At 65.8% G+C, this 19,813-nt stretch carries 18 protein-coding genes; 13 read left to right on the forward strand and 5 right to left on the reverse strand.

Annotated features, from left to right (window positions below; translation table 11 throughout):
* Positions 1-4 precede the first annotated feature (4 nt).
* Complete coding sequence (locus tag DOM41_RS06205; protein ID WP_110685974.1) at positions 5-823, reverse strand: acyl-CoA thioesterase; 819 nt, start codon at positions 821-823, stop codon at positions 5-7.
* A 95-nt stretch (positions 824-918) separates the two neighbouring features.
* Here DOM41_RS06205 and tadA point away from each other — a divergent pair, with 95 nt between their 5' ends.
* Complete coding sequence (tadA, locus tag DOM41_RS06210) at positions 919-1,425, forward strand: tRNA adenosine(34) deaminase TadA (RefSeq protein WP_110685975.1); 507 nt, start codon at positions 919-921, stop codon at positions 1,423-1,425.
* A gap of 76 nt (positions 1,426-1,501) precedes the next feature.
* On the opposite strand, the gene DOM41_RS06215 is transcribed toward tadA, so the two are convergent.
* Both DOM41_RS06215 and mltF read right to left on the reverse strand, forming a co-directional pair.
* Positions 1,502-3,445: a sensor domain-containing diguanylate cyclase gene (locus DOM41_RS06215; RefSeq protein ID WP_110685976.1), complete on the reverse strand. Its 1,944-nt coding sequence runs from the start codon at positions 3,443-3,445 to the stop codon at positions 1,502-1,504.
* A gap of 83 nt (positions 3,446-3,528) precedes the next feature.
* Complete coding sequence (mltF, locus tag DOM41_RS06220; RefSeq protein ID WP_245391759.1) at positions 3,529-4,989, reverse strand: membrane-bound lytic murein transglycosylase MltF; 1,461 nt, start codon at positions 4,987-4,989, stop codon at positions 3,529-3,531.
* Positions 4,990-5,220: 231 nt separating this feature from the next.
* On the opposite strand from mltF, the gene purL reads away from it, so the two are divergent.
* Entirely contained in the window at positions 5,221-9,144 is a 3,924-nt protein-coding gene (purL, locus tag DOM41_RS06225; protein WP_110685977.1) for a phosphoribosylformylglycinamidine synthase, read from the forward strand.
* Positions 9,145-9,303: 159 nt separating this feature from the next.
* On the opposite strand, the gene DOM41_RS06230 is transcribed toward purL, so the two are convergent.
* A complete protein-coding gene (locus DOM41_RS06230; RefSeq protein WP_110685978.1) occupies positions 9,304-9,618 on the reverse strand; it encodes a putative quinol monooxygenase in 315 nt (104 codons plus the stop codon).
* Positions 9,619-9,763: 145 nt separating this feature from the next.
* On the reverse strand, positions 9,764-10,195 hold the full coding sequence (locus tag DOM41_RS06235; RefSeq protein ID WP_157956870.1) for a hypothetical protein: 432 nt from the start codon (positions 10,193-10,195) through the stop codon (positions 9,764-9,766).
* 237 nt (positions 10,196-10,432) lie between these two features.
* On the opposite strand from DOM41_RS06235, the gene radD reads away from it, so the two are divergent.
* The 11 genes from radD to rluB all read left to right on the forward strand — a co-directional run bounded on the left by radD (position 10,433) and on the right by rluB (position 19,739).
* On the forward strand, positions 10,433-12,310 hold the full coding sequence (radD, locus tag DOM41_RS06240; RefSeq protein ID WP_110685980.1) for a DNA repair helicase RadD: 1,878 nt from the start codon (positions 10,433-10,435) through the stop codon (positions 12,308-12,310).
* Positions 12,311-12,682: 372 nt separating this feature from the next.
* Positions 12,683-13,051, forward strand: a complete 369-nt coding sequence (locus tag DOM41_RS06245; RefSeq protein ID WP_157956871.1) for a hypothetical protein — start codon at positions 12,683-12,685, stop codon at positions 13,049-13,051.
* Positions 13,052-13,130: 79 nt separating this feature from the next.
* A complete protein-coding gene (locus DOM41_RS06250) occupies positions 13,131-13,556 on the forward strand; it encodes a DUF805 domain-containing protein (RefSeq protein WP_110686631.1) in 426 nt (141 codons plus the stop codon).
* A gap of 161 nt (positions 13,557-13,717) precedes the next feature.
* Entirely contained in the window at positions 13,718-13,795 is a 78-nt protein-coding gene (gene pqqA / locus DOM41_RS17950; RefSeq protein ID WP_075569317.1) for a pyrroloquinoline quinone precursor peptide PqqA, read from the forward strand.
* Entirely contained in the window at positions 13,792-14,727 is a 936-nt protein-coding gene (gene pqqB, locus DOM41_RS06260; protein ID WP_245391760.1) for a pyrroloquinoline quinone biosynthesis protein PqqB, read from the forward strand. Before pqqA ends, pqqB begins: the two co-directional genes overlap by 4 nt.
* A complete protein-coding gene (pqqC, locus tag DOM41_RS06265) occupies positions 14,724-15,521 on the forward strand; it encodes a pyrroloquinoline-quinone synthase PqqC (protein WP_223160941.1) in 798 nt (265 codons plus the stop codon). The genes pqqB and pqqC overlap by 4 nt, the downstream gene beginning before the upstream one ends.
* Complete coding sequence (gene pqqD, locus DOM41_RS06270) at positions 15,518-15,847, forward strand: pyrroloquinoline quinone biosynthesis peptide chaperone PqqD (protein WP_110685982.1); 330 nt, start codon at positions 15,518-15,520, stop codon at positions 15,845-15,847. The genes pqqC and pqqD overlap by 4 nt, the downstream gene beginning before the upstream one ends.
* Positions 15,844-16,950: a pyrroloquinoline quinone biosynthesis protein PqqE gene (pqqE, locus tag DOM41_RS06275; RefSeq protein ID WP_110685983.1), complete on the forward strand. Its 1,107-nt coding sequence runs from the start codon at positions 15,844-15,846 to the stop codon at positions 16,948-16,950. Before pqqD ends, pqqE begins: the two co-directional genes overlap by 4 nt.
* A gap of 91 nt (positions 16,951-17,041) precedes the next feature.
* Complete coding sequence (locus DOM41_RS06280) at positions 17,042-17,992, forward strand: segregation and condensation protein A (protein ID WP_110685984.1); 951 nt, start codon at positions 17,042-17,044, stop codon at positions 17,990-17,992.
* Entirely contained in the window at positions 17,989-18,876 is an 888-nt protein-coding gene (gene scpB, locus DOM41_RS06285; RefSeq protein ID WP_110685985.1) for an SMC-Scp complex subunit ScpB, read from the forward strand. Before DOM41_RS06280 ends, scpB begins: the two co-directional genes overlap by 4 nt.
* The gene (rluB, locus tag DOM41_RS06290) at positions 18,873-19,739 is read left to right on the forward strand and encodes a 23S rRNA pseudouridine(2605) synthase RluB (RefSeq protein ID WP_110685986.1); all 867 of its coding nucleotides are present in this window, start codon (positions 18,873-18,875) and stop codon (positions 19,737-19,739) included. Before scpB ends, rluB begins: the two co-directional genes overlap by 4 nt.
* Positions 19,740-19,813 lie beyond the last annotated feature (74 nt).

The following is a 19,813-nucleotide window of genomic DNA, read 5'->3' on the forward strand; positions in this document are numbered from 1 at the left end:
GGGATCAGGACTCGGGCTGCACCCTGACCATTCCTTCCTGCGCGGCGCTGGCGATCAGCTTGCCGTCGCTGTCGTAGAAGCTGCCGCGGGCGAAACCGCGAGCGCCGCCGGCCCAGGGGCTATCCATCACGTAGAGCAGCCAGTCGTCGAGTTTGGGGTCTTCGTGAATCCAGAGCGCGTGGTCGAGGCTGGCGATACGAAGGCGCGGGTCACCGAATTCGACATCGTGGGCGAGCAGGCTGGTCAGCAGCAGATTGAAATCCGAGCCGTAGGCGAGCAGCGCCCGGTGCAGTGCGGGGTCGGCCGGGAGCTCCCCCCCGGTCAAACGGAACCAGATCATCCGCGAGGGCGGATTGGCGTGTCGCTCCTCGACGGTGATGAACTCGACCGGGCTGCCCTGGAAGCGTCGCCGCACCGCTTCGCCGCGGGCGACGAGCGCTTCGGGGTGTTCGATCGCCGGCGCCGTCGTCTGGTGCGACAGCCCGTGCTCGCTGCCCTGAAACGAGGCGCTGCAGAAAAAGATCGGTTGCCCCTTCTGAATCGCGGTGACGCGGCGTGTGGTAAAACTGCCGCCATCACGCACCCGGTCCACGGAGTAGACCACCGGCTGGTGAGCGTCGCCGCGGCGCAGGAAGTAGCCGTGCAGCGAGTGCAGATAGCGGTCTGTCGGCACGGTGCGCGCGGCGGCCGCTGCCGACTGCCCCAGCGCCTGACCGCCGAAGAGCTGGGGGAGGCCGAGATCCTGGCTCTGGCCGCGATAGAGGTTCTCCTCGAGCGCCTCGAGGCTGAGTAGGTTGACCAGGTCATCCAGCGCTTGCGTCATTCGGGTATCCTTGAGGGTCTTTCTTCAGCGGAGACGTGCGCCAGTATCGGTTCAAACCGACGGCGGGTCACGTCGTCCAGCACGACGGATGAGGTATGCGACAGAGCGACGAATTCTACATGCACCGCGCCCTCGACCAGGCACGTCTGGCGATGGACGCGGGTGAAGTGCCGGTCGGGGCGGTGGTGGTCGACGCCGAGGGCGTGGTGATTGGCTGCGGCTACAATCGGCCCATCGCGGGTCACGATCCTACCGCGCATGCCGAGATCCAGGCGCTGCGCCATGCCGCCGCCACGCTCGGCAACTATCGTCTCGACGCCTGCGAACTCTTCGTGACGCTCGAGCCGTGCATGATGTGCACCGGGGCAATCATTCATGCCCGTCTGTCGCGGGTGATCTACGCCGCCGCCGAGCCCAAGGGCGGGATGGTGGAGTCGCGTGCCAATCTCTTCGCCCAACCCTGGTTCAACCATCGGGTCGAGATCCGCGGCGGCGTACTCGCCGCCCCCGCCAAGCGTCTGTTGAAAACCTTCTTCCAGCGTCGCCGAACGCCGGACGATACCGCGGCCGGCCCCTGCGGCGGTGATGGCTCACAGGCTTAGGGGATGGGTCACAGGCTTGGATGCGGTCGACAGGCTTTGGGTGGCGGCGTCGGCATCGACGGTAGTCATCCCGCCATCAATCAATCTCGACGCGGTCTCGTCCCTGCTGTTTGGCGCGATAGAGGGCGTCGTCGGCCGCCTGCAAGAGCTGGTCGCGGCCGATGCGATCGCCGTCGCGAACCGCGAGCCCCACGCTTAGCGTGACCGGCTGACCGTCGGGGCGTACCAGCCCGGCGGTCGAGGCGGCGCGACGCATCGCCTCGGCGATCTCGAGCGCCCGGTCGCGGTTGAACCCCGGCAGACAGGCGACGAACTCCTCGCCGCCGTAACGAGCGAACAACCCGCCACCGGCTTCGACCGGTATCCGGCAGCGCGCCGCGATCGTCTGCAGATAGCGGTCACCGGTGAGATGACCGAAGTGATCGTTGACGTGCTTGAAGTGATCGAGATCGCAGATGAGCAGGGCTAGCGGCGAGGTGTCGCCTTCCGCGTCCATCCACGCGATCAACTGGCGACGATTGGGCAGCTCGGTCAGCTCATCGTGGGTCGCCAGCCATTCGATTTCGCGCTGTAGCCGCTCACGGGTCGTCATCTCGTCGCGCAGCGATTCATTGGCGCCGTTGGCGAGCCGGTGCTGATGTTTCAGCCGGCGATAGATGTAAAGCACCATGTACAGCAGGTAGGCGAGCAGGACACCGAAGATCAACGTGATCTCCGGCAGTCGCTCGCGGAGCTCGAGGAGTAGCTCACGCTTGGGACGCACGCTGAGCATCAGCGTATCGGCGCCGAGCGTGACCGGCTGCGCGTACTGCCAGTTGGCAAGGTCGCTAAGCGGACCGTCGTAGAAATAGAGCTGGTTCTCGCCGTTCAGCACGATGGCGCGGTCGTTGCTGTCGGTCTGCGACAGCAGCGAATGGATCAGGTCGTCGATGCTCACCATCGTCCCCACCGCCCCCAGCAGCGTGCCGTCGACCACGTCGCGTACGGGCAGGAAGCTGACCACGCCACGCCCACCGCGAATCGTCAGAATGCCCCCCAGCCCTTCGATGCCGTAGACCAACGGACGGTCGAGCACCGGTGGGACTGTCGCGCCGGCAACGTAGAGATCAAGTCCCTGCAGTGCCTGATTGCCGCGCAGGGGGTAGACCTGCAGCACGACCCCCTCGAGATCGACGAACATGATGCTGTGAAAGTAGCCGAAGTCGTCGTAGTAGCGTCTGGCCTGGCGCTCCCAGTCGGCCTGCGAGGGCACCGACCCGAGCATGCTCCAGAAGCTGGCGAAGCGGCGTGTCGCCTTGAGGTGCGAACTGGTCTCTGCCGCCAGCATCGACGCGAGGCGGCTCCCGTCATCGGCGATGCGTTGATAGAGGCGGTCGTTGTCGCTCAGTCGCTGACTCTGCCAGCCGAACAGCGTGACCGACATGACGACAGCGCCGACGCAGAGCGGCGGTAAAATACGCCGCCAGTAGCGAAAGAGTACCGGCCAGATCGCCAATAGCTGGTGCAGCCAGAGAAGCCAGAAGGTCGCGAGCATCAGCCGCGGGACGCCCACCAGGGCGGTGGCGTGAACAGGGGGTGGCGTTAGCGACTGGTAGCTCAATGTCGCTAGGCTCGAGGCGATCAGCAGCAGCATGATCGGCGAGCCCAGACCGAGTCGCATCAACAACAGTGTGTTGAGTGACAGCCCGAACAGCAGGCCCAGCGACAGTGCCGGCGGGCGCACGTCGAAGAGTCGCCCGCCGCCGGGCAGCCAGTCGAGGACGGCCTGCCACGCGGCTGTCGATAGCCAGCTCTCGGCAACGGCGTAACTCGACAGCAGAGCCAGCGCGGCGAAGCCCGTGGGAATCAGTAGCCAACGGCTGGTGCGTCGCCAGCGGTAGTTTTCGGCGAGCATGCCGAGCCACACCGCACCGGTGATCGGTACGAGCACCCAGCGCTGATCGGGTACTGACCCGGGCCATGCCAGCAGGCAAAGCGGCACCAACGCCATGTAGAGCGCGAATCTAGACGCGACGGGCATAGCTCACGATGGCTCCCTGGCCGGCGTCGGCGTTCCCGGGACGGGGTGGCATCGACGATCTTATGGTTATAACGGTCTGGTCGTTAGAGTAAAGGCGCGACGACGTCGAGCGGGGCGATCTCGTCGGCCTCGAGGACGCGCTCCCCGAGTCGGTCGAACTGCTGCTGGCTGCGCTGAACGTATTTGAGAATCTCGTAATAGCGGCGCACGTTGCGCACGTAGATGACGGGTTCTCCGCCGCGAGCATAACCGTGGCGGGCCTGAGAGTACCACTCGCGCTGCGCCAGCAGCGGCAGTGCCTCGCGTACGTCCGCCCAGCGGTCGGGATTGCCGCCTCGCTGGCGGACAATGGCGCGGGCGTCGAACAGGTGCCCGAGGCCCACATTGTAGGCGGCCAGCGCCATGAACGTGCGGTCGGGTTCCTGGATCGCCTCATCGAGCCGCGACTCGATGTGACGCAGATAGCGCGCGCCGCCGTCGATACTCTGAGCGGGATCCAGACGATCGTCGATACCGACCTCGCGAGCCGTCGGGTGAGTGAGCATCATCAGCCCGCGGACCCCGGTGGGAGAGGTCGCATCGGGCTCCCAGTGCGACTCCTGGTAGCCCAGCGCTGCCAGCAGACGCCAGTCGAAGCCGGTATCGCGCGCGGCTGCCTTGAAGTCGGGGACGAAGGCCGGCAGCCGCTGGCCCACGTGGCGAATGAAAAGCCGGGCGCCGACGTATTCGAGGTAGGCGTCGTGGCCAAAATAGCGCCCGATCAGTGTGTCCAGTCCGCCGTTCTGGCGCTGCCGCCGTATGAAGGCGTTGGCGGCCGCCTGCAGTGTTAGGGGCGCGTCGTCGGCAAACGCCCAGACCAGCGTCTGCGGTCGACCGAGCGCAAAGCCGCGCTCGACGTTGGGAAAGAAGAGCCGGTTGAGCGTGAACTGATGGGAATAGAGCACCGCGGCATCGAGATCGTCCCGTTCGACCATCTCCAGCAGGTCCGCCACGCTGAGATTTTCCGCCTCGCGCCAGCCAAGCGCCGGGACAGTCTGCTGCTGGCGCGCCAGCGCCTCGGCGCTGCCGGAGCCGGCCACGGTGCCGATGCGAAGATCGAGCAGGTCATCGAGGGTGCGCACCGGCGACAGCCCGCGGCGATAGACCACCAGCGGCTGGAGCTCGAGCAGCGGCTGGCTGTACCGCACGTCGGTGCGATCGGCATCCAGCGACAGCGCGCCGGCGGCGAAGTCGGCGTTGCGGGTGGTGATGTCGTCGTAGACGTCGGCGATGGCGGTATGCGAGGTCACCGAGAGGCTCACGCCGAGCGAGCGCGCGAAACGGTGCAGTAGCTCGTACTCGAAGCCGGTAGGGCCTTGCGCGCCTTCGTAGTAGGTCAGCGGCCCGTTGCGAATCGCGACCTGCAGAAAATCTCGATGGCGAATCGGATCGAGGCCGCTGCTTCCACGGGGGAGCAACTCGGCGGGACAGGCAAGTGTCGCCGCAGCCAGCAGTGTCGTCAGCGCCAGCCGCAGTAGCCGCAGGTGCATCGCGAGATCGAGCATTCAGAGAGGGTCGGTAGCGACAGACGCCTTACCTTATCCGCCCGGTCCTCGACTGTCATCCGTGCGCACGCTCACGATTGTTTGCCCGCGCATCGCGAGGGCGCTTAGCGAGCCACCGCGCTTTCCAGTATCATGCACGCCAAACAAATTCGGCACGCTGCCACGATTCGCCCGATTGCCTGCGATCCGACAGATCCGCGATCCTTGACCGTCCTGGAGGCTTCCCCCGCCATGCTCGAATTGCAAGGCGCGCCCGCGCTATCTGCATTCCGTCACGCCAAGCTGCTCGCCGATCTGCGTGCCGCTGTTCCCGAAGTCGATACGCTGACAGCGCACTACGTTCACTTCATTGACCATCATGCCGATCTCGACGCCGAGGCTCGCCAGACCCTCGAGCGGCTGCTGGATTACGGTATCGCGAACCCCGGTGATCAGCCTGCCGAGGCCGAGACGGCCAACGCGGGCCACGCCTTTCTGATCGTGCCGCGCATCGGCACGCTCTCGCCCTGGTCCTCCAAGGCGACCGATATCCTGCATAACTGTGGACTGTCCGGGGTGACCCGCGTCGAGCGCGGGATTCGCTACCGCGTGAGTTTCAAGACCGCACCGGATGCCGAGGCGTTCGCCGCCCTCACGTCGCGGCTGCACGATCGCATGACCGAAACGGTACTGTTCGATGCCAGCGACGCCGCCAAGCTTTTCTCCCATCACGCGCCGACCCCGCTCTCCACTGTGGATGTGATTGACGGCGGACGCCCGGCGCTGGCGGCGGCCAACGCGCAACTCGGCCTGGCGCTCGCCGAGGACGAGATCGACTATCTGGTCGCGGCGTTCCAGGAGCTCGCGCGCAATCCCACCGACGTCGAACTGATGATGTTCGCCCAGGCCAATTCCGAGCACTGCCGGCACAAGATCTTCAACGCCGACTGGGAGATCGACGGCGAAGCGCAGACGCATTCGCTGTTCAAGATGATCAAGAACACTTTCGAGTGCTCCCCCGACAAGGTGCTCTCGGCTTACAGCGACAACGCGGCGGTGATCGAGGGCGCGAGTGGCGGGCGCTTCTTCCCCGCCCCCGACTCTAAAGTCTATGGCGCGACGCAGGAGCCGATCCACATTCTGATGAAGGTGGAAACGCACAATCACCCGACGGCGATCGCGCCGCACCCGGGGGCGGCCACGGGGGCCGGCGGCGAGATCCGCGATGAAGGTGCCACCGGGCGCGGCGGCAAGCCCAAGGCGGGCCTGACCGGCTTTACGGTCTCCAACCTGCGCATCCCCGAATTCGTGCAGCCCTGGGAAGCCTTCGACTACGGCAAGCCCGAACGGATCCAGTCGGCACTCGACATCATGCTCGAGGCGCCGATCGGCGGCGCCGCCTTCAACAACGAATTCGGCCGGCCCAATCTCAACGGATTTTTCCGCACCTTCGAGCTGGAGGCGGTGGGCGCCAATGGCATCGAGCGTCGCGGCTACCACAAGCCGATCATGCTCGCCGGCGGCTACGGCAACGTGCGTGACGGCCACGTCCAGAAGGGCGAGATCGCCGTCGGGGCCAAGCTCATCGTGATGGGCGGCCCGGCGATGCTGATCGGTCTCGGCGGCGGCGCGGCGTCGAGCATGGCTTCCGGCGCCTCCAGCGCTGATCTCGATTTCGCTTCGGTGCAGCGCGACAATCCCGAGATCGAGCGCCGCGTCCAGGAAGTGATCGATCGCTGCTGGGCGTTGGATGACGCCAACCCCATTGCCTTCATTCACGATGTCGGCGCCGGTGGACTCTCCAACGCGCTGCCGGAGCTGGTCAAGGATGGCGGTCGCGGGGGGCTCTTCGATCTGCGCGCGGTGCAGAGCGTCGAACCGGGCATGAGCCCGCTGGAGATCTGGTGCAACGAGGCGCAGGAGCGCTACGTGCTGGCGGTGTCGCCGGAGCAGCTCGAGACGTTCGACGCCATTTGCGCCCGCGAGCGCTGCCCCTACTCGGTCGTGGGCGAGGCGACAGAAGCCCACCATCTGGCGGTGCGCGACGGCCATTTCGAGGCCGACCCGGTGGATCTGCCGATGAGCGTGCTGTTCGGCAAGCCGCCCAAGATGCAGCGCCGCTTCGACCGACGTGAGCTCGACCTGCCGGGTCTCGGACTCGATAACCTCGACCTGCGCGAAGCGCTGGATCGCGTTCTCAAGCTGCCGACCGTCGCCTCCAAGAGCTTTCTGATCACCATCGGCGACCGTTCGATCACCGGCACGGTAGCGCGTGACCAGATGGTCGGTCCGTGGCAGGTGCCGGTGGCCGACTGCGCGGTGACGACGGCAAGCTATGACACCCATGCCGGTGAAGCGATGGCGATGGGCGAGCGTCCGCCGGTGGCGCTGATCGATCCCGCCGCTAGTGCGCGGCTGGCGGTAGCGGAGGCGATCACCAACCTCGCCGCGGCCCCCATCGGGCAGCTTTCGGACATCAAACTCTCCGCCAACTGGATGAGTGCGGCGGACCACGGCGGCGAGAACCAGGCGCTGTTCGATGCCGTCCACGCTGTCGGTATGGAACTCTGCCCGGCGCTCGGCATCGCCGTGCCCGTGGGCAAGGATTCGATGTCGATGCGGACCGCCTGGCAGGAAGAGGGTGAGGAGAAGAGCGTTACCGCCCCCCTGACGCTGGACATCACCGGCTTCGCCCCGGTCACCGATGCGTTGAAGACGCTGACGCCGCAGCTGCGCCTCGACCAGGACGAGAGCGACCTGATCCTGATCGACCTGGGCCACGGTAGCAACCGCCTGGGCGGCTCGGCGCTGGCGCAAGTCTACGGTCAGGTCGGCAACGTCTGCCCCGATCTCGACGACGCCGAGGATCTGGCCGCGTTCTTCCGCGTCATTCAGGGCCTCAACGCCGACGGCAAGATTCTCGCCTACCACGACCGCAGTGACGGCGGCCTGATCGTCACCCTGCTGGAGATGGCATTCGCCGGTCGTGGCGGTCTCGAGATCAAGCTGGACTGGCTGATCGACGACGCCGTGGGCGCGGTGGAAGCGCTCTTCGCCGAGGAGCTCGGCGCGGTGATTCAGGTCAATCGCCAGGACACCGAGTTCGTGCTCGCCCAGCTTGCCGCCGCCGGCCTCGAGACCTGCGGCGTCATCGCTCGTCCGCGCTACGACGATCAGGTTCGCGTCACGCTGTTCGAAGAGCCGCTGCTCGAGACGACCCGCGCGCATACCCAGCGCACCTGGTCGGAGACCAGCTATCGTCTACAGGCGCTGCGCGATAACCCGGAGTGTGCCAAGAGCGAGTTCGACGCGCTGCTCGATCCGCGGGACCCCGGGCTCTCCGCCCACCCGACCTTCGACGTCAACGAGGATATCGCCGCGCCGTTCATCAGCAGCGGCGCCCGTCCGCGAGTGGCGATCCTGCGCGAGCAGGGCGTCAACGGCCACATGGAGATGGCTGCCGCGTTCGACCATGCCGGTTTCGAGGCGGTCGACGTCCACATGAGCGACATCATCGAAGGGCGCATCGCGCTCGACGAGATGAAGGGGCTGATCGGCTGCGGCGGTTTCTCCTACGGCGACGTCCTCGGCGCCGGCGGCGGCTGGGCCAAGTCGGCGCTCTACAACGCCCGCGCCCGCGATCAGTTCGCGGCGTTCTTCGCCCGCGAGGACACTTTTGGCCTCGGCGTCTGCAACGGCTGCCAGATGTTCTCGCAGTTGAAGGAACTGATTCCCGGCGCCGAGCGCTGGCCGCGCTTCGTGCGCAACCGCTCCGAGCAGTTCGAGGCGCGGGTGTCGATGGTCAAGGTCGAGGAGAGTCCGTCGATCCTGCTCGACGGCATGGCGGGGTCCATGCTGCCGATCGCCGTGGCGCATGGCGAAGGTCAGGCGATGTTCGAGGATGGCGGGCACCTGCGCCGCACCGAGACTAGCGGCCACATCGCCATGCGTTACGTCGACAACGCCGGTCAGGTGACCACGCGTTATCCCGCCAACCCCAACGGCTCGCCGGCGGGGATTACCGGCCTCACCACGCCGGACGGCCGCGTCACCATCATGATGCCGCACCCGGAGCGCGTCGCCCGTGCGGTGACCAACTCCTGGCGTCCGGCCGAGTGGACCGAGGACGGTGCCTGGATGCGCCTGTTCCGCAACGCTCGCGCCTGGGTGAACTGAGGCAGACCGCAAGGCGAGCCGCGCTCGCCTTGCGGTTCAAAAAAACCGGCTGGCNNAGCCGGTTTTTTCATGGGCGGTCGACGGCGCCTTGCATCAGGCGGGCGTCGGCGCCTTGCGTCAGGCGGGTACCGGCGCCGTGAAGGGCGGCGCCGATCGCTCTCAGCTCGGTCGCGTGGCCGGGTAGAAGAAGCGGACCCGGGGTTCGTCGGCGAGCAGTGGGGCGCTACCCTCCTTGAACGGGGCATAGTGCGGCATGGTCGTGTGGTGCTCGAAAGCGGCACGGTCGCGATAGATCTCGTGCAGCACGACGACATCTTCGCTGCCCTCGGGTGTCAGCACCTCGAAGCTCAGACAGCCTTCCTCGTTGGCCAGTGATTCGCTGGCGTCGTTGTGCGCTAGGGCCAGAAAGGCGGGCACCTGTCTCGGTTTGATGGAGAATTCGGCGAGGACGACGAAGTGGCTGGTATCGCTCATGGCGAACTCCCTGTCGTGGATGAAAGTGGGCCGGCCGCGACGCGATGGCGCCGGGCGTGACGTGAGCCTAGGAAGGAAACGCGCACAACGCGAGGCCGTATTGCCGTCGACGACGCGGTGTCATCGGTGCAGGCATCGCGAGACGTCAGTGAACCCGCGGCGCCTCGCCCATGCCCAGGCGCTCCTGGAATTCGGCCACGGCGCTCTTGAGCAGTTCCATCAGTCCCGGCATCAGTGCCGCGCCCTGTTCCGGGCCAGAGACGAACTGCTCGACGCTGACGTGCACCGCCTGATTATGGACCACCAGTTTCGCCGCCTTCAGCGTATTCATGACGTCGTTGGCAGTCTCCAGCAGGCGAAGACGATCGGTGGAATCCGCCGCCTGCCAGACACCGGGAAGCATGAGCTGGAAGAACGCCGGCTCGTCCGGGGCCACCACCAGCACGAATTCCAGGTCGTCGTGGCGCAGGCGAGCGGCCTGATCGTCCATCGCCTCGATCTCGATGTCCGAAGCGCTGAGTCGCGCGATGTACTCCTCGATGGGGGTGGCGGATGGCAAAGAAGTGCTGCTCGTCATGGTCATGCTCCCAAATCGTCGGCGGCGCAGCGGCGTCGCGTATTGACGCCATTGTAAGGCAGCGCGAATTCGGGGTCAGGTTGGCGTTGGGTTTCCGTGCTGTCCTGTCGCCGGTGGCCCGTCAGCGTTCCGGGGCCTGCCGGCGAGCCCCGGAGCCGACACCCGCAGAGCCGGCAATAACAGGCGCTGCCAATCTTGCCGTTTCGGGGCCGGTCGCCAGTGCGTAAACTCCGCGCCATGTCCACGAACGCTCTCTCGCCCCACGCGCCTAAGCTTCGCCCCTACCAGTGTCAGGCCGTCGACAACGTCATCGCGCACTTTCGCCAAAGTGACGACCCTGCGGTGGTCGTGCTGCCCACCGGTAGCGGCAAGTCGCTGGTCATCGCCGATCTCGCCCGCCGCGCCCGCGGTCGGGTGCTGGTGCTCGCCCACGTTCGCGAGCTGGTGGAGCAGAACCACGCCAAGTATCTCGCCTACGGGCTGGAGGCGGATATCTTCAGCGCGGGCCTGAAGCGCAAGGAGAGCACGCGCCAGGTGGTGTTCGGCTCGGTACAGTCGGTCGTCAACGGTCTCGATGCCTTTGCCACCGGCGACTTCACGCTGCTGGTGATCGACGAGTGTCATCGCGTGGCACTCTCTCGAGATGCGCTGGCGGCGCCAGCGAACGAACAGCGCAGCGCTTCGACCTACGAAAAGGTGATCGCCCGGCTGCGCCAGGCCCGGCCCAATCTCAAGGTGCTGGGGCTGACCGCCACTCCTTACCGCCTCGGTGAAGGATTTCTCTACTACCGCCACTATCACGGCATGGTGCGCGGCCCGGAAGAGGCGTTCTTTCGCGACTGCGTGTTCGAACAGCCGCTGCGGGTCATGGTTCGCAAGGGGTACCTCGCCGAGCCCAGGCGCATCGACGCCGCCATGGCGTTCTACGACTTCTCGCGACTGCTACCGCAGCGCAACGGGCAGTTCGCCGAGCGTGACCTGAACGCCGTGGTCGAGGGCAATCGCGCCACACCGCAGATCATCGCCGACATCATCGAACGTGCCCGCGACCGCGAGGGCGTGATGATCTTCGCCGCCACGGTTGCGCACGCCGAAGAGGTGGTCGGGCGCTTGCCGTCCACCGAGAGCGCGCTGATTACCGGCGCCACGCCGGGGCCGGAGCGCGAGCGCCTGATCGCAGCGTTCAAGGCCCGCGAGGTGAAGTATCTGGTCAATGTCGCGGTGCTCACCACGGGGTTCGATGCGCCCCACGTCGACGTCATCGCGATGCTGCGGCCCACGGAATCGGTAGGGCTCTACCAGCAGATCGTCGGCCGGGGCCTGAGGCTCTCGCCGGGCAAGACGGATTGCCTGATCCTCGACTATGCCGGCAACCCCTGGGATCTCTATGCCCCCGAGATCGCCCAGGCGAAGCCGGACAGCGAGAGCGAACCGGTGCAGGTCGAGTGTCCGGCGTGCGGTTTCGCCAACATCTTCTGGGGCAAGCGCGACGGTGAGCTGGTGCTCGAGCATCACGGTCGCCGTTGCCAGGGGCTCGTTGAAAAGGGTCAGGACCGCGCGCTCGGCGTAAGGTCAAACCCGACGGGTATGACCGAGGCGGGCGCGCGAGAGCGTCGACAACAGTGTACTTTCCGCTTTCGCTTCAAGGTGTGCGAACAGTGCGGCGGCGAGAACGATATCGCCGCCCGCGCCTGTGGCCACTGTGGCGAGCGTCTGGTCGACCCCGACGACAAGCTGCGCGATGCGCTGAAGCTGCGCCACGCCAAGGTGCTGCGCGTCAGCGGCATGGAACTCCAGGCGACCACCAACGGGCGTGGCGTACCCAGGCTCAAGGTGATCTATCACGATGAGGATGGCGAGACGCTGGAAGAGTGGTTCGGCCTGGAGACGCCGGCGCAGCAACACGTCTTTGAACGGGTCTTCCTGCGTCAGCACCTGCGCGCCCCCGGTTCGGGCTGGCGGCCAGTGTCCGCCGAGGAGGCAACGCGCGAGGCCGACCGTCTGCGGGCCCCGGATTTCGTCATCGCCCGCAGGACCGGCCGCCACTGGCGCATCGGCGACAAGCTCTTCGATTATCAAGGACGCTACCGCACCGCCGACGCCGCGAGCGGCTGAGGGTGAATCCTGTCTCATCGCGATGATCGCGGCTGTCGAACCTTCCCAGGGCGCCCCCCGGCCTGCGGACATCTTATCGGGAATGAGGTCTGAGCCATTCAGCCAAAGACGACGGGTTCATCGTTCGATGATTTCCGAATAGCGGTCCTCGGTCTCATTGTGAAACCTTCCTGAACGTCGCGATGAAAAAGACATCAATCCGTCCTGATTACCCGTGTCTGATTGGGTCTTTGGCAGAGGGCTTCATCATCGACTGACAGGCTGACAAGGCGATCTCTTACACGCGTTGACGTGATGTGCCACGGAACTCGATTGGCAAAACTGATAGCATCCCGAGCGCTTGATGTGGCCGAGCTAATGCGAGGAGGTGGCGTGGAAAACAGTCGGTGTCCCTACTGCCGGGAGGGGATCAAGACAGAGGCCATTCTTTGCCGACACTGTCACTCCCGTCTCGGCGCCGTGGGTGCCCACGGGCGCCGTCGAGCATTGAGCCCGGAGACCTGGTGGCTGCCCATCCCGGCCGTTGTCTTCGGCCTGCTGTCGCTTTTCTGTTCGTGGTCCACGGCCGGCGTCTATCTGAGTTGGGACGAGATGGCGGGCCTGATGGTGATCCCGCTATTCGGCATCATTACCGGACTGTCCGGGGCGCTGATCCAGGCAAAGGGGCGTAATACCGCCATTGTCGGATGCGCGATGTCAGCGCTTGGGCTGATCGTCGCCATCCTGTTACTGATCGATTAAAACGGAAAAGATTATGGACTGCCCCTACTGCCGTGAAGAGATTCAAGACGGCGCCACGAAGTGTAAACACTGCGGTTCAATGCTGGGTGATACTGCCGCTGCCAATGTGGAAACGACGTCGGCTTTCGGCTACTTCACGAAGTGCTTCCAGCTCTACTGCGTCTTTCAAGGGCGAGCACGACGGCGTGAATACTGGTTCTTTATCCTGTTCACCACCCTTTTCTCGTTCGGGTTCGGCATGCTGGATGCGATCCTCTTCGATGCGACGGACGTCGGTGTCTTCAGTCTGATCTTCAACCTGGTCGCACTGCTGCCGAGCATCGGCGTGACCGTACGGCGTCTGCACGATACCGGTCGCTCCGGCTGGTGGGCGTGGATTGCGCTCATTCCACTGGTGGGGTCGATCATTCTGCTGGTCTTTCTGGTTCAGGACAGTCACCAGGACAACGACTATGGCAGGAATCCGAAATTGGCAGCGCCAGCCGGCGCCACCACGATCGCCTGATGCGGGGTGGCAGCGCCGCCCTTCGAGAACCCAGGGGCCGGCGGGGGGTAAAATCGGTACGACGCTCGACGAAGTGCTGGGGTCGCTCGAGACGATTGTCTAGAATGGGCGCGGAGCCCGGCCACCGGGCGCCTTCAATTCTGTAGCCAAGGAGCGACCCCATGAGCTGGACGACCCCGGAAGTGAAAGAGATCTGTGTCGGCATGGAAATCAACGATTACATGCCCGCGGAATTTTGAGTTCTGCTGAACCCGTACGCGCGGCAGCTACCCTGCAGCTTCGCGTACTCGGAGCCGCCGCTGGCGGCGGCTCCCCTCAATGGAATTGCCGATGCGAGGTCTGCCGTCTGCTGTGGGCGAAGGACCCTCGCGTCACACCCCGCACCCAGTCCTCGATCGCCGCCAGTGTCGACGGTGAGAACTGGGCGCTGATCAACTGCGCGCCGGAAATCCTGAGCCAGATCCAGACCACGCCGGCGTTGCAGCCGAGCCATGGCGATCGACACACGCCGATTCGTTCGGTGATGGTCACCAACGCCGATGTCGACCATATCGGCGGGCTGTTGAACCTGCGCGAAAGCTCGCCGTTTCGCCTTCTGGCGACGCCGCTGATTCAGAACGTTCTCGCGCAGAATCCGATCTTCGACGTGTTGAATCCGCAGTTCGTCGACCGCGAGCCGATCGCCCTGAACGCGCCATTTGCGCTGCTCGAGGGGCTCGGCGCGCGGCTGTTCGCCGTACCCGGCAAGACGGCGCTCTATCTCGAGGGCGATACGGTGGAGATCGGCGGCGAGAGCGAGAGCACGGTGGGGGTAGAGTTCCTCCATGGTGATCAGCGCGCCTACTACATCCCCGGATGCGCGGCGATGACACCCTCACTGGCGGCACGCCTCGACGGCGCCGATCTGGTGCTGTTCGACGGCACGCTCTGGCGCGACGACGAGATGATCGAGGCTGGCGTCGGCGTCAAGACCGGCGCTCGCATGGGCCACATGTCGATGTCCGGTGACGACGGCAGCATCGCCGCCTTCGCCGAGCTCAACGTCGCGCGGCGGGTGTTCGTGCACATCAACAACACCAATCCGGTGTTGATCGAAGGTTCGAAGGCACGCCTGGCCGCCGAGAAGGCCGGCTGGGAGATCGCCTTCGACGGTATGGAGCTAAACTGTTGAGCGCGACATTCGAAAATCGCCGCGACCTGACCGACCCCCTCGATGTCGCGGGGTTGGAAGCGCGCCTGCGCGAGGTCGGCGAGAGCCGCTACCACCATCGTCACCCGTTCCAGCTAATGCTGCAGAACGGCGAGCTCGACAAGCGTCAGGTGCAGGCGTGGGCACTCAATCGCTATTACTACCAGGCGATGATCCCCATCAAGGATGCCTCGCTGATGGCACGCATGAGCGACCCGGCACTGCGTCGCGAATGGCGCTCACGGCTGGTCGACCACGATGGCGAGATGGCAGGCGAGGGCGGTATCGAACGCTGGCTGAAGCTCACCGACGGCCTCGACCTGCCGCGTGAGCTTGTGACCTCCACCCGAGGCATCCTGCCGGCGACGCGCTTCGCGGTGGAGGCCTATACCCACTTCGTGCGCGATCGCACACCGCTGGAGGCGATCGCCTCCTCGCTCACCGAGCTCTTCTCGCCGATGGTGATCGGCCAGCGGGTACGGGGGATGCTCGAGCACTACGATTTCGTCTCGCGGGAGACGCTCGCCTACTTCGAGCCGCGTCTGACCCAGGCGCCGCGGGATGCCGAGATGGCGCTGGATTACGTCAAGCGCCATGCGGTGCGCGCCGACCAGCAGCAGGCGGTGATCGATGCGCTGCGCTTCAAGTGCAGCGTGCTGTGGGCGATGCTCGACGCGCTGCAGCATGCCTACGTCACCCCCGGCCAGGTGCCGCCCGGTGCCTGGGGCAGCGGCGTCGACGGCGACGGCCTGGGCGGCGAAGGGAGGCTGTCATGACCCGCACGGAAAACCCGGAAAACACCGAGCTGGACACCGGCGGCGCACCGGCGCTGTCAGAGACGGACGTGGTCAAGATCCCGCGCGGCGTACGGCTGCGCGAGGACAAGGCGCGTGGCGGCTGGGTGCTGCTGGCGCCGGAGCGGGTGTTCCAGCTCGATCCGGTCGCCCGCGAGGTGCTCTCCCGCCTCGACGGCGAGCGCAGTATCGCGGCCATCGTCGACGATCTGGCAGCGACGTTCGCGGCCCCCCGCGAGCGCATTCTCATCGACGTTCGCGCCATGCTCGTTGACCTGCTCACCAAGAACGTACTGGAAGTGGTATGACGCCCGGCACCCCCGCCCCCCAGCCGCCCATTGGCATGCTGGCGGAGCTGACGCATCGCTGTCCCCTGCAGTGTCCCTACTGCTCCAACCCGGTCGAACTGACGCGCAAGCGTGACGAACTCGATACCGAGACCTGGCAGCGCGTTTTCGCCGAGGCCGCCGAACTCGGTGTACTGCAGGTGCATCTCTCCGGCGGCGAACCGGCGGCGCGCCCCGACCTCGAAGCGCTGATCGCTGGCTGCGTCGATTCGGGGCTCTACTCCAATCTGATCACCGCCGGCGTCAATATCTCGCGAGCCCGGCTCGAAGCGTTGGCGGATGCCGGTCTCGACCACGTCCAGCTCTCGATCCAGGGCGCGACGGCGGAGGTCAACGATCGCATCGCCAATCTGCCCGGCGCCTTCGACAAGAAGCGTGCCTTCGCCGCCGAGGTGACCGACGTCGGCCTGCCGCTGACGCTCAACAGCGTGATCCACCGCCACAATCTGCATCAGATTCCCGATCTGGTGGAGCTGGCGCTGGAGCTCGGGGCGCGTCGTCTGGAGATCGCTCACGCCCAGTATTACGGCTGGGCACTGGCCAACCGGGGGGCGCTGATGCCGCCTCGCGAGCAGGTGATGGAGGCGCTGGAGCTGGTCGAGGCCGCCCGTGAGCGGCTCAAGGGAAAGCTCGTGATCGACGCCGTGGTGCCGGACTACTACGCGCGCCTGCCCAAACCGTGCATGAACGGCTGGGGGCGCCAGTCGCTGAATGTCACGCCTAACGGTCGCGTCCTGCCGTGCCATGCGGCGGAGACGATCCCCGGGCTCGAGTTCTGGAACGTGCGCGAACACGCCCTCGACGAGATCTGGCGCGACAACCCGGCATTCAACGCCTATCGCGGCACCGACTGGATGCCCGACGCCTGCCAGAGCTGCGATCGACGCGAGATCGACTGGGGCGGCTGCCGGTGTCAGGCGCTGGCGCTCACCGGCGACGCCGCCCAGATGGACCCGGTCTGCGAGTTCTCGCCCTACCATGACGACGTTCAAGCGCTGGCCATCGTCGATGCGCAAAAAGGCGACGACTTCGCCTACCGCCGCTTCGCCCGTCAGCCTGCCTGAATCCGCCATCCGATTGCTGGAGGCCGCGTGGGCTTGGGCCGCCGCGCTTGATAGACTGCGCTGACTGCATTGGCCGGTGACGGGAGACGAGATGAGCGTGACCGAATCCGAACGCGTCGATAGCGATTCGTCGAGACCCGAGGCGTTCGTCGCGACCGTCAACGGCGAGGGCATGAGCGAGCTCCCGGAAGATCTGTATATCCCGCCGGAGGCGCTCAAGGTCTTTCTCGAGACCTTCGAAGGGCCGCTCGATCTACTGCTCTATCTGATTCGTCGTCACAACCTCGATATTCTTGCCGTCAACGTCGCGGCGATCACCCATCAGTACGTCGAGTACGTCGAGCTGATGCAGGCGCTCGAGATCGATCTCGCCGGGGAGTATCTGGTGATGGCGGCGATGCTGGCGGAGATCAAATCACGCACGCTGCTGCCGCGTCCGCCCAGGGGCGACGACGAGGACGAGGAGGCGGATCCCCGCGCTGAACTGATCCGTCGGCTGCAGGAGTACGAGCAGCTGAAGGTCGCTGCCGAAGCGCTCGACGAAGTGCCAAGGCAAGGGCGTGACTGGATGCCGGCGCAGGCGGCGCTGCCGCAGCTCGAGGTGCGAATCCAGCACCCCGACGTCGGCCTCGACGATCTTCTCGGCGCGCTTGGCGGGATGCTCAAACGCGCGGATCTGCGTCAGTCGCACCGCATCAGTCGGGAGACACTCTCGACGCGTGAGCGAATGCTCGCGATCATGAACCGGCTCGGCGCCGACCGCTACACGCGCTTCGAGACGCTGTTCGACCTCGAGGAGGGGCGCGCCGGCGTCATCGTCACCTTCGTGGCGATTCTGGAATTAGCGCGTGAGTCGATGATCGAAATCGTGCAGAATGCGCCGCTTTCTCCGATCCATCTGCGGGCGCGCCTGGCCCTGGAATCCGGCGTCGACGGCGCGTTCGAGGTGCCCGACGGTGAGCCGCAAGCGGTGTCCGACGCGCCCTTTGTCGATGCTGCCGAGCCGCGTGCGCGACCCGGCGACGATACCCCGACGCCATGAACCGTTTGACCGACTCCTACGTGACGCCAGCCCTTGACGATATACTCGAAGCGGTACTGTTGGCCGCCGGCGAACCCGTATCGCTGGAACGGATCGAATCGCTGTTCGAGCGTCAGCCGCCGTCGCGGGCCGCGATTCGCGAGTCGCTGACCAAGCTATCGGCGCGTCTTGCCCAGAGCGGTGCACTGGAACTTAGCGAGACGGCATCGGGTTATCGGGTGCGTATTCAACAGCGCTACTCGCCCTGGGTCTCGCGGCTCTGGGAAGAGCGCCCCCAGCGCTATTCGCGGGCGCTGCTGGAAACGCTGGCATTGATCGCCTACCGTCAGCCGGTGACCCGCGGCGACATCGAGGAGGTGCGCGGCGTGGCCGTCTCGAGCTCGATCGTGCGAACGCTGCACGATCGTGGCTGGATTCGAGTGGTGGGCCACCGCGACGTGCCCGGCCGGCCGGCTGTCTATGCCACCACGCGGGCCTTTCTCGACGATATGGGATTGAAGAGTCTGGATGCGCTGCCGCCCATGCAGGCGCTGCAGCAGATGGAGACTTTCGAGACCGCCATGCACGAGCCGTTTGCCGATCAGGGCGGCGGTGATCACGGCCAGGGCCCCCCGGGTGCCGAGGCCGTCGATGATTTATCGGCAAAGGCCGCCCCGACTCCTGTCGAGTCGAAGGCGGACGACACAGACGAACACGCCGAGACGGCGTCCCCCGACCGGTCGCCGAGTTTTGCCGAGCTCGAAGCGCGACTGGTCGAACGCGCCCGCCAACGCGATGCCGACGAGCAGCGCGCAGCGGGGGCGGACACTTCGGAAGCGGTCGATGATGGCGACGACACGCCCGCGACGCTTCCCGCAGCCGATGAGGCCAAGAAAGACTCATGACCGATACGTCCACCGAAAAACTGCAGAAGGTGCTGGCGCGGGCCGGCTACGGCTCGCGCCGTGAAATGGAGACCGCGATCAGCGCCGGCCGCGTCAAGGTCAATGGCAAGATCGCAACGCTTGGCGATCGGGTCGAGGCCCGCGACCGTGTCGCGCTCGACGATCGTCCGCTCAGCCTGCGCGCGGTCGAGGAAGTGCCGCGCCGGGTGATCATGTACAACAAGCCCGAGGGCGAGCTCTGCACGCGCAAGGACCCGGAAGGGCGGCGCACCGTCTTTGAGCGGCTGCCGCGGCTCAAGGGCGAGCGCTGGATCGCGATCGGCCGCCTCGACATCAACACCAGTGGCCTGCTGCTCTTCACCACCGATGGCGAACTCGCCAACCGCCTGATGCACCCGTCGCACCAGATCGAGCGTGAGTACGCCGTGCGCGTCATGGGTGACGTGCAGCGTGAGCACGTGGTCAACATGGTCGACGGGGTGATGCTCGAGGACGGCCCGGCGCGCTTTAGCGACGTGCAGGAGTTCGGCGGCGAGGGCATCAATACCTGGTTCCATGTGGTCATCATGGAAGGCCGCAATCGCGAGGTCCGCCGGCTGTGGGAGTCCCAGGGACTCACCGTCAGTCGGCTCAAGCGGGTGCGCTACGGCAGCATCTTTCTCGACAAGCGGGCCAAGGCCGGCGAGTGGCTCGAGCTCTCCCAGGATGAGATCGACGAACTCTCCACCCTGGCGGGTCTCGAGGCGCGCAAGGTGCCGGAGCTCACCCCGGACGAGAAAAACCGCTGGAACCGTGACAAGAACAAGCGGCGTCCGGTCACGGCGATGAAGAAACCGCGTCGGCCGCGTCGCAGCGACGACTGATCGGCTGGCACAGGGGTAACCCCCGGGGCGGGAAAAAACGCTTGCCTGTCCCGGGGGTTACCAGTAGTATGTGC

Origin of the sequence: Salinicola aestuarinus, from assembly GCF_003206645.1 — a bacterium.
In the GTDB taxonomy this organism is placed as follows: domain Bacteria; phylum Pseudomonadota; class Gammaproteobacteria; order Pseudomonadales; family Halomonadaceae; genus Salinicola; species Salinicola aestuarinus.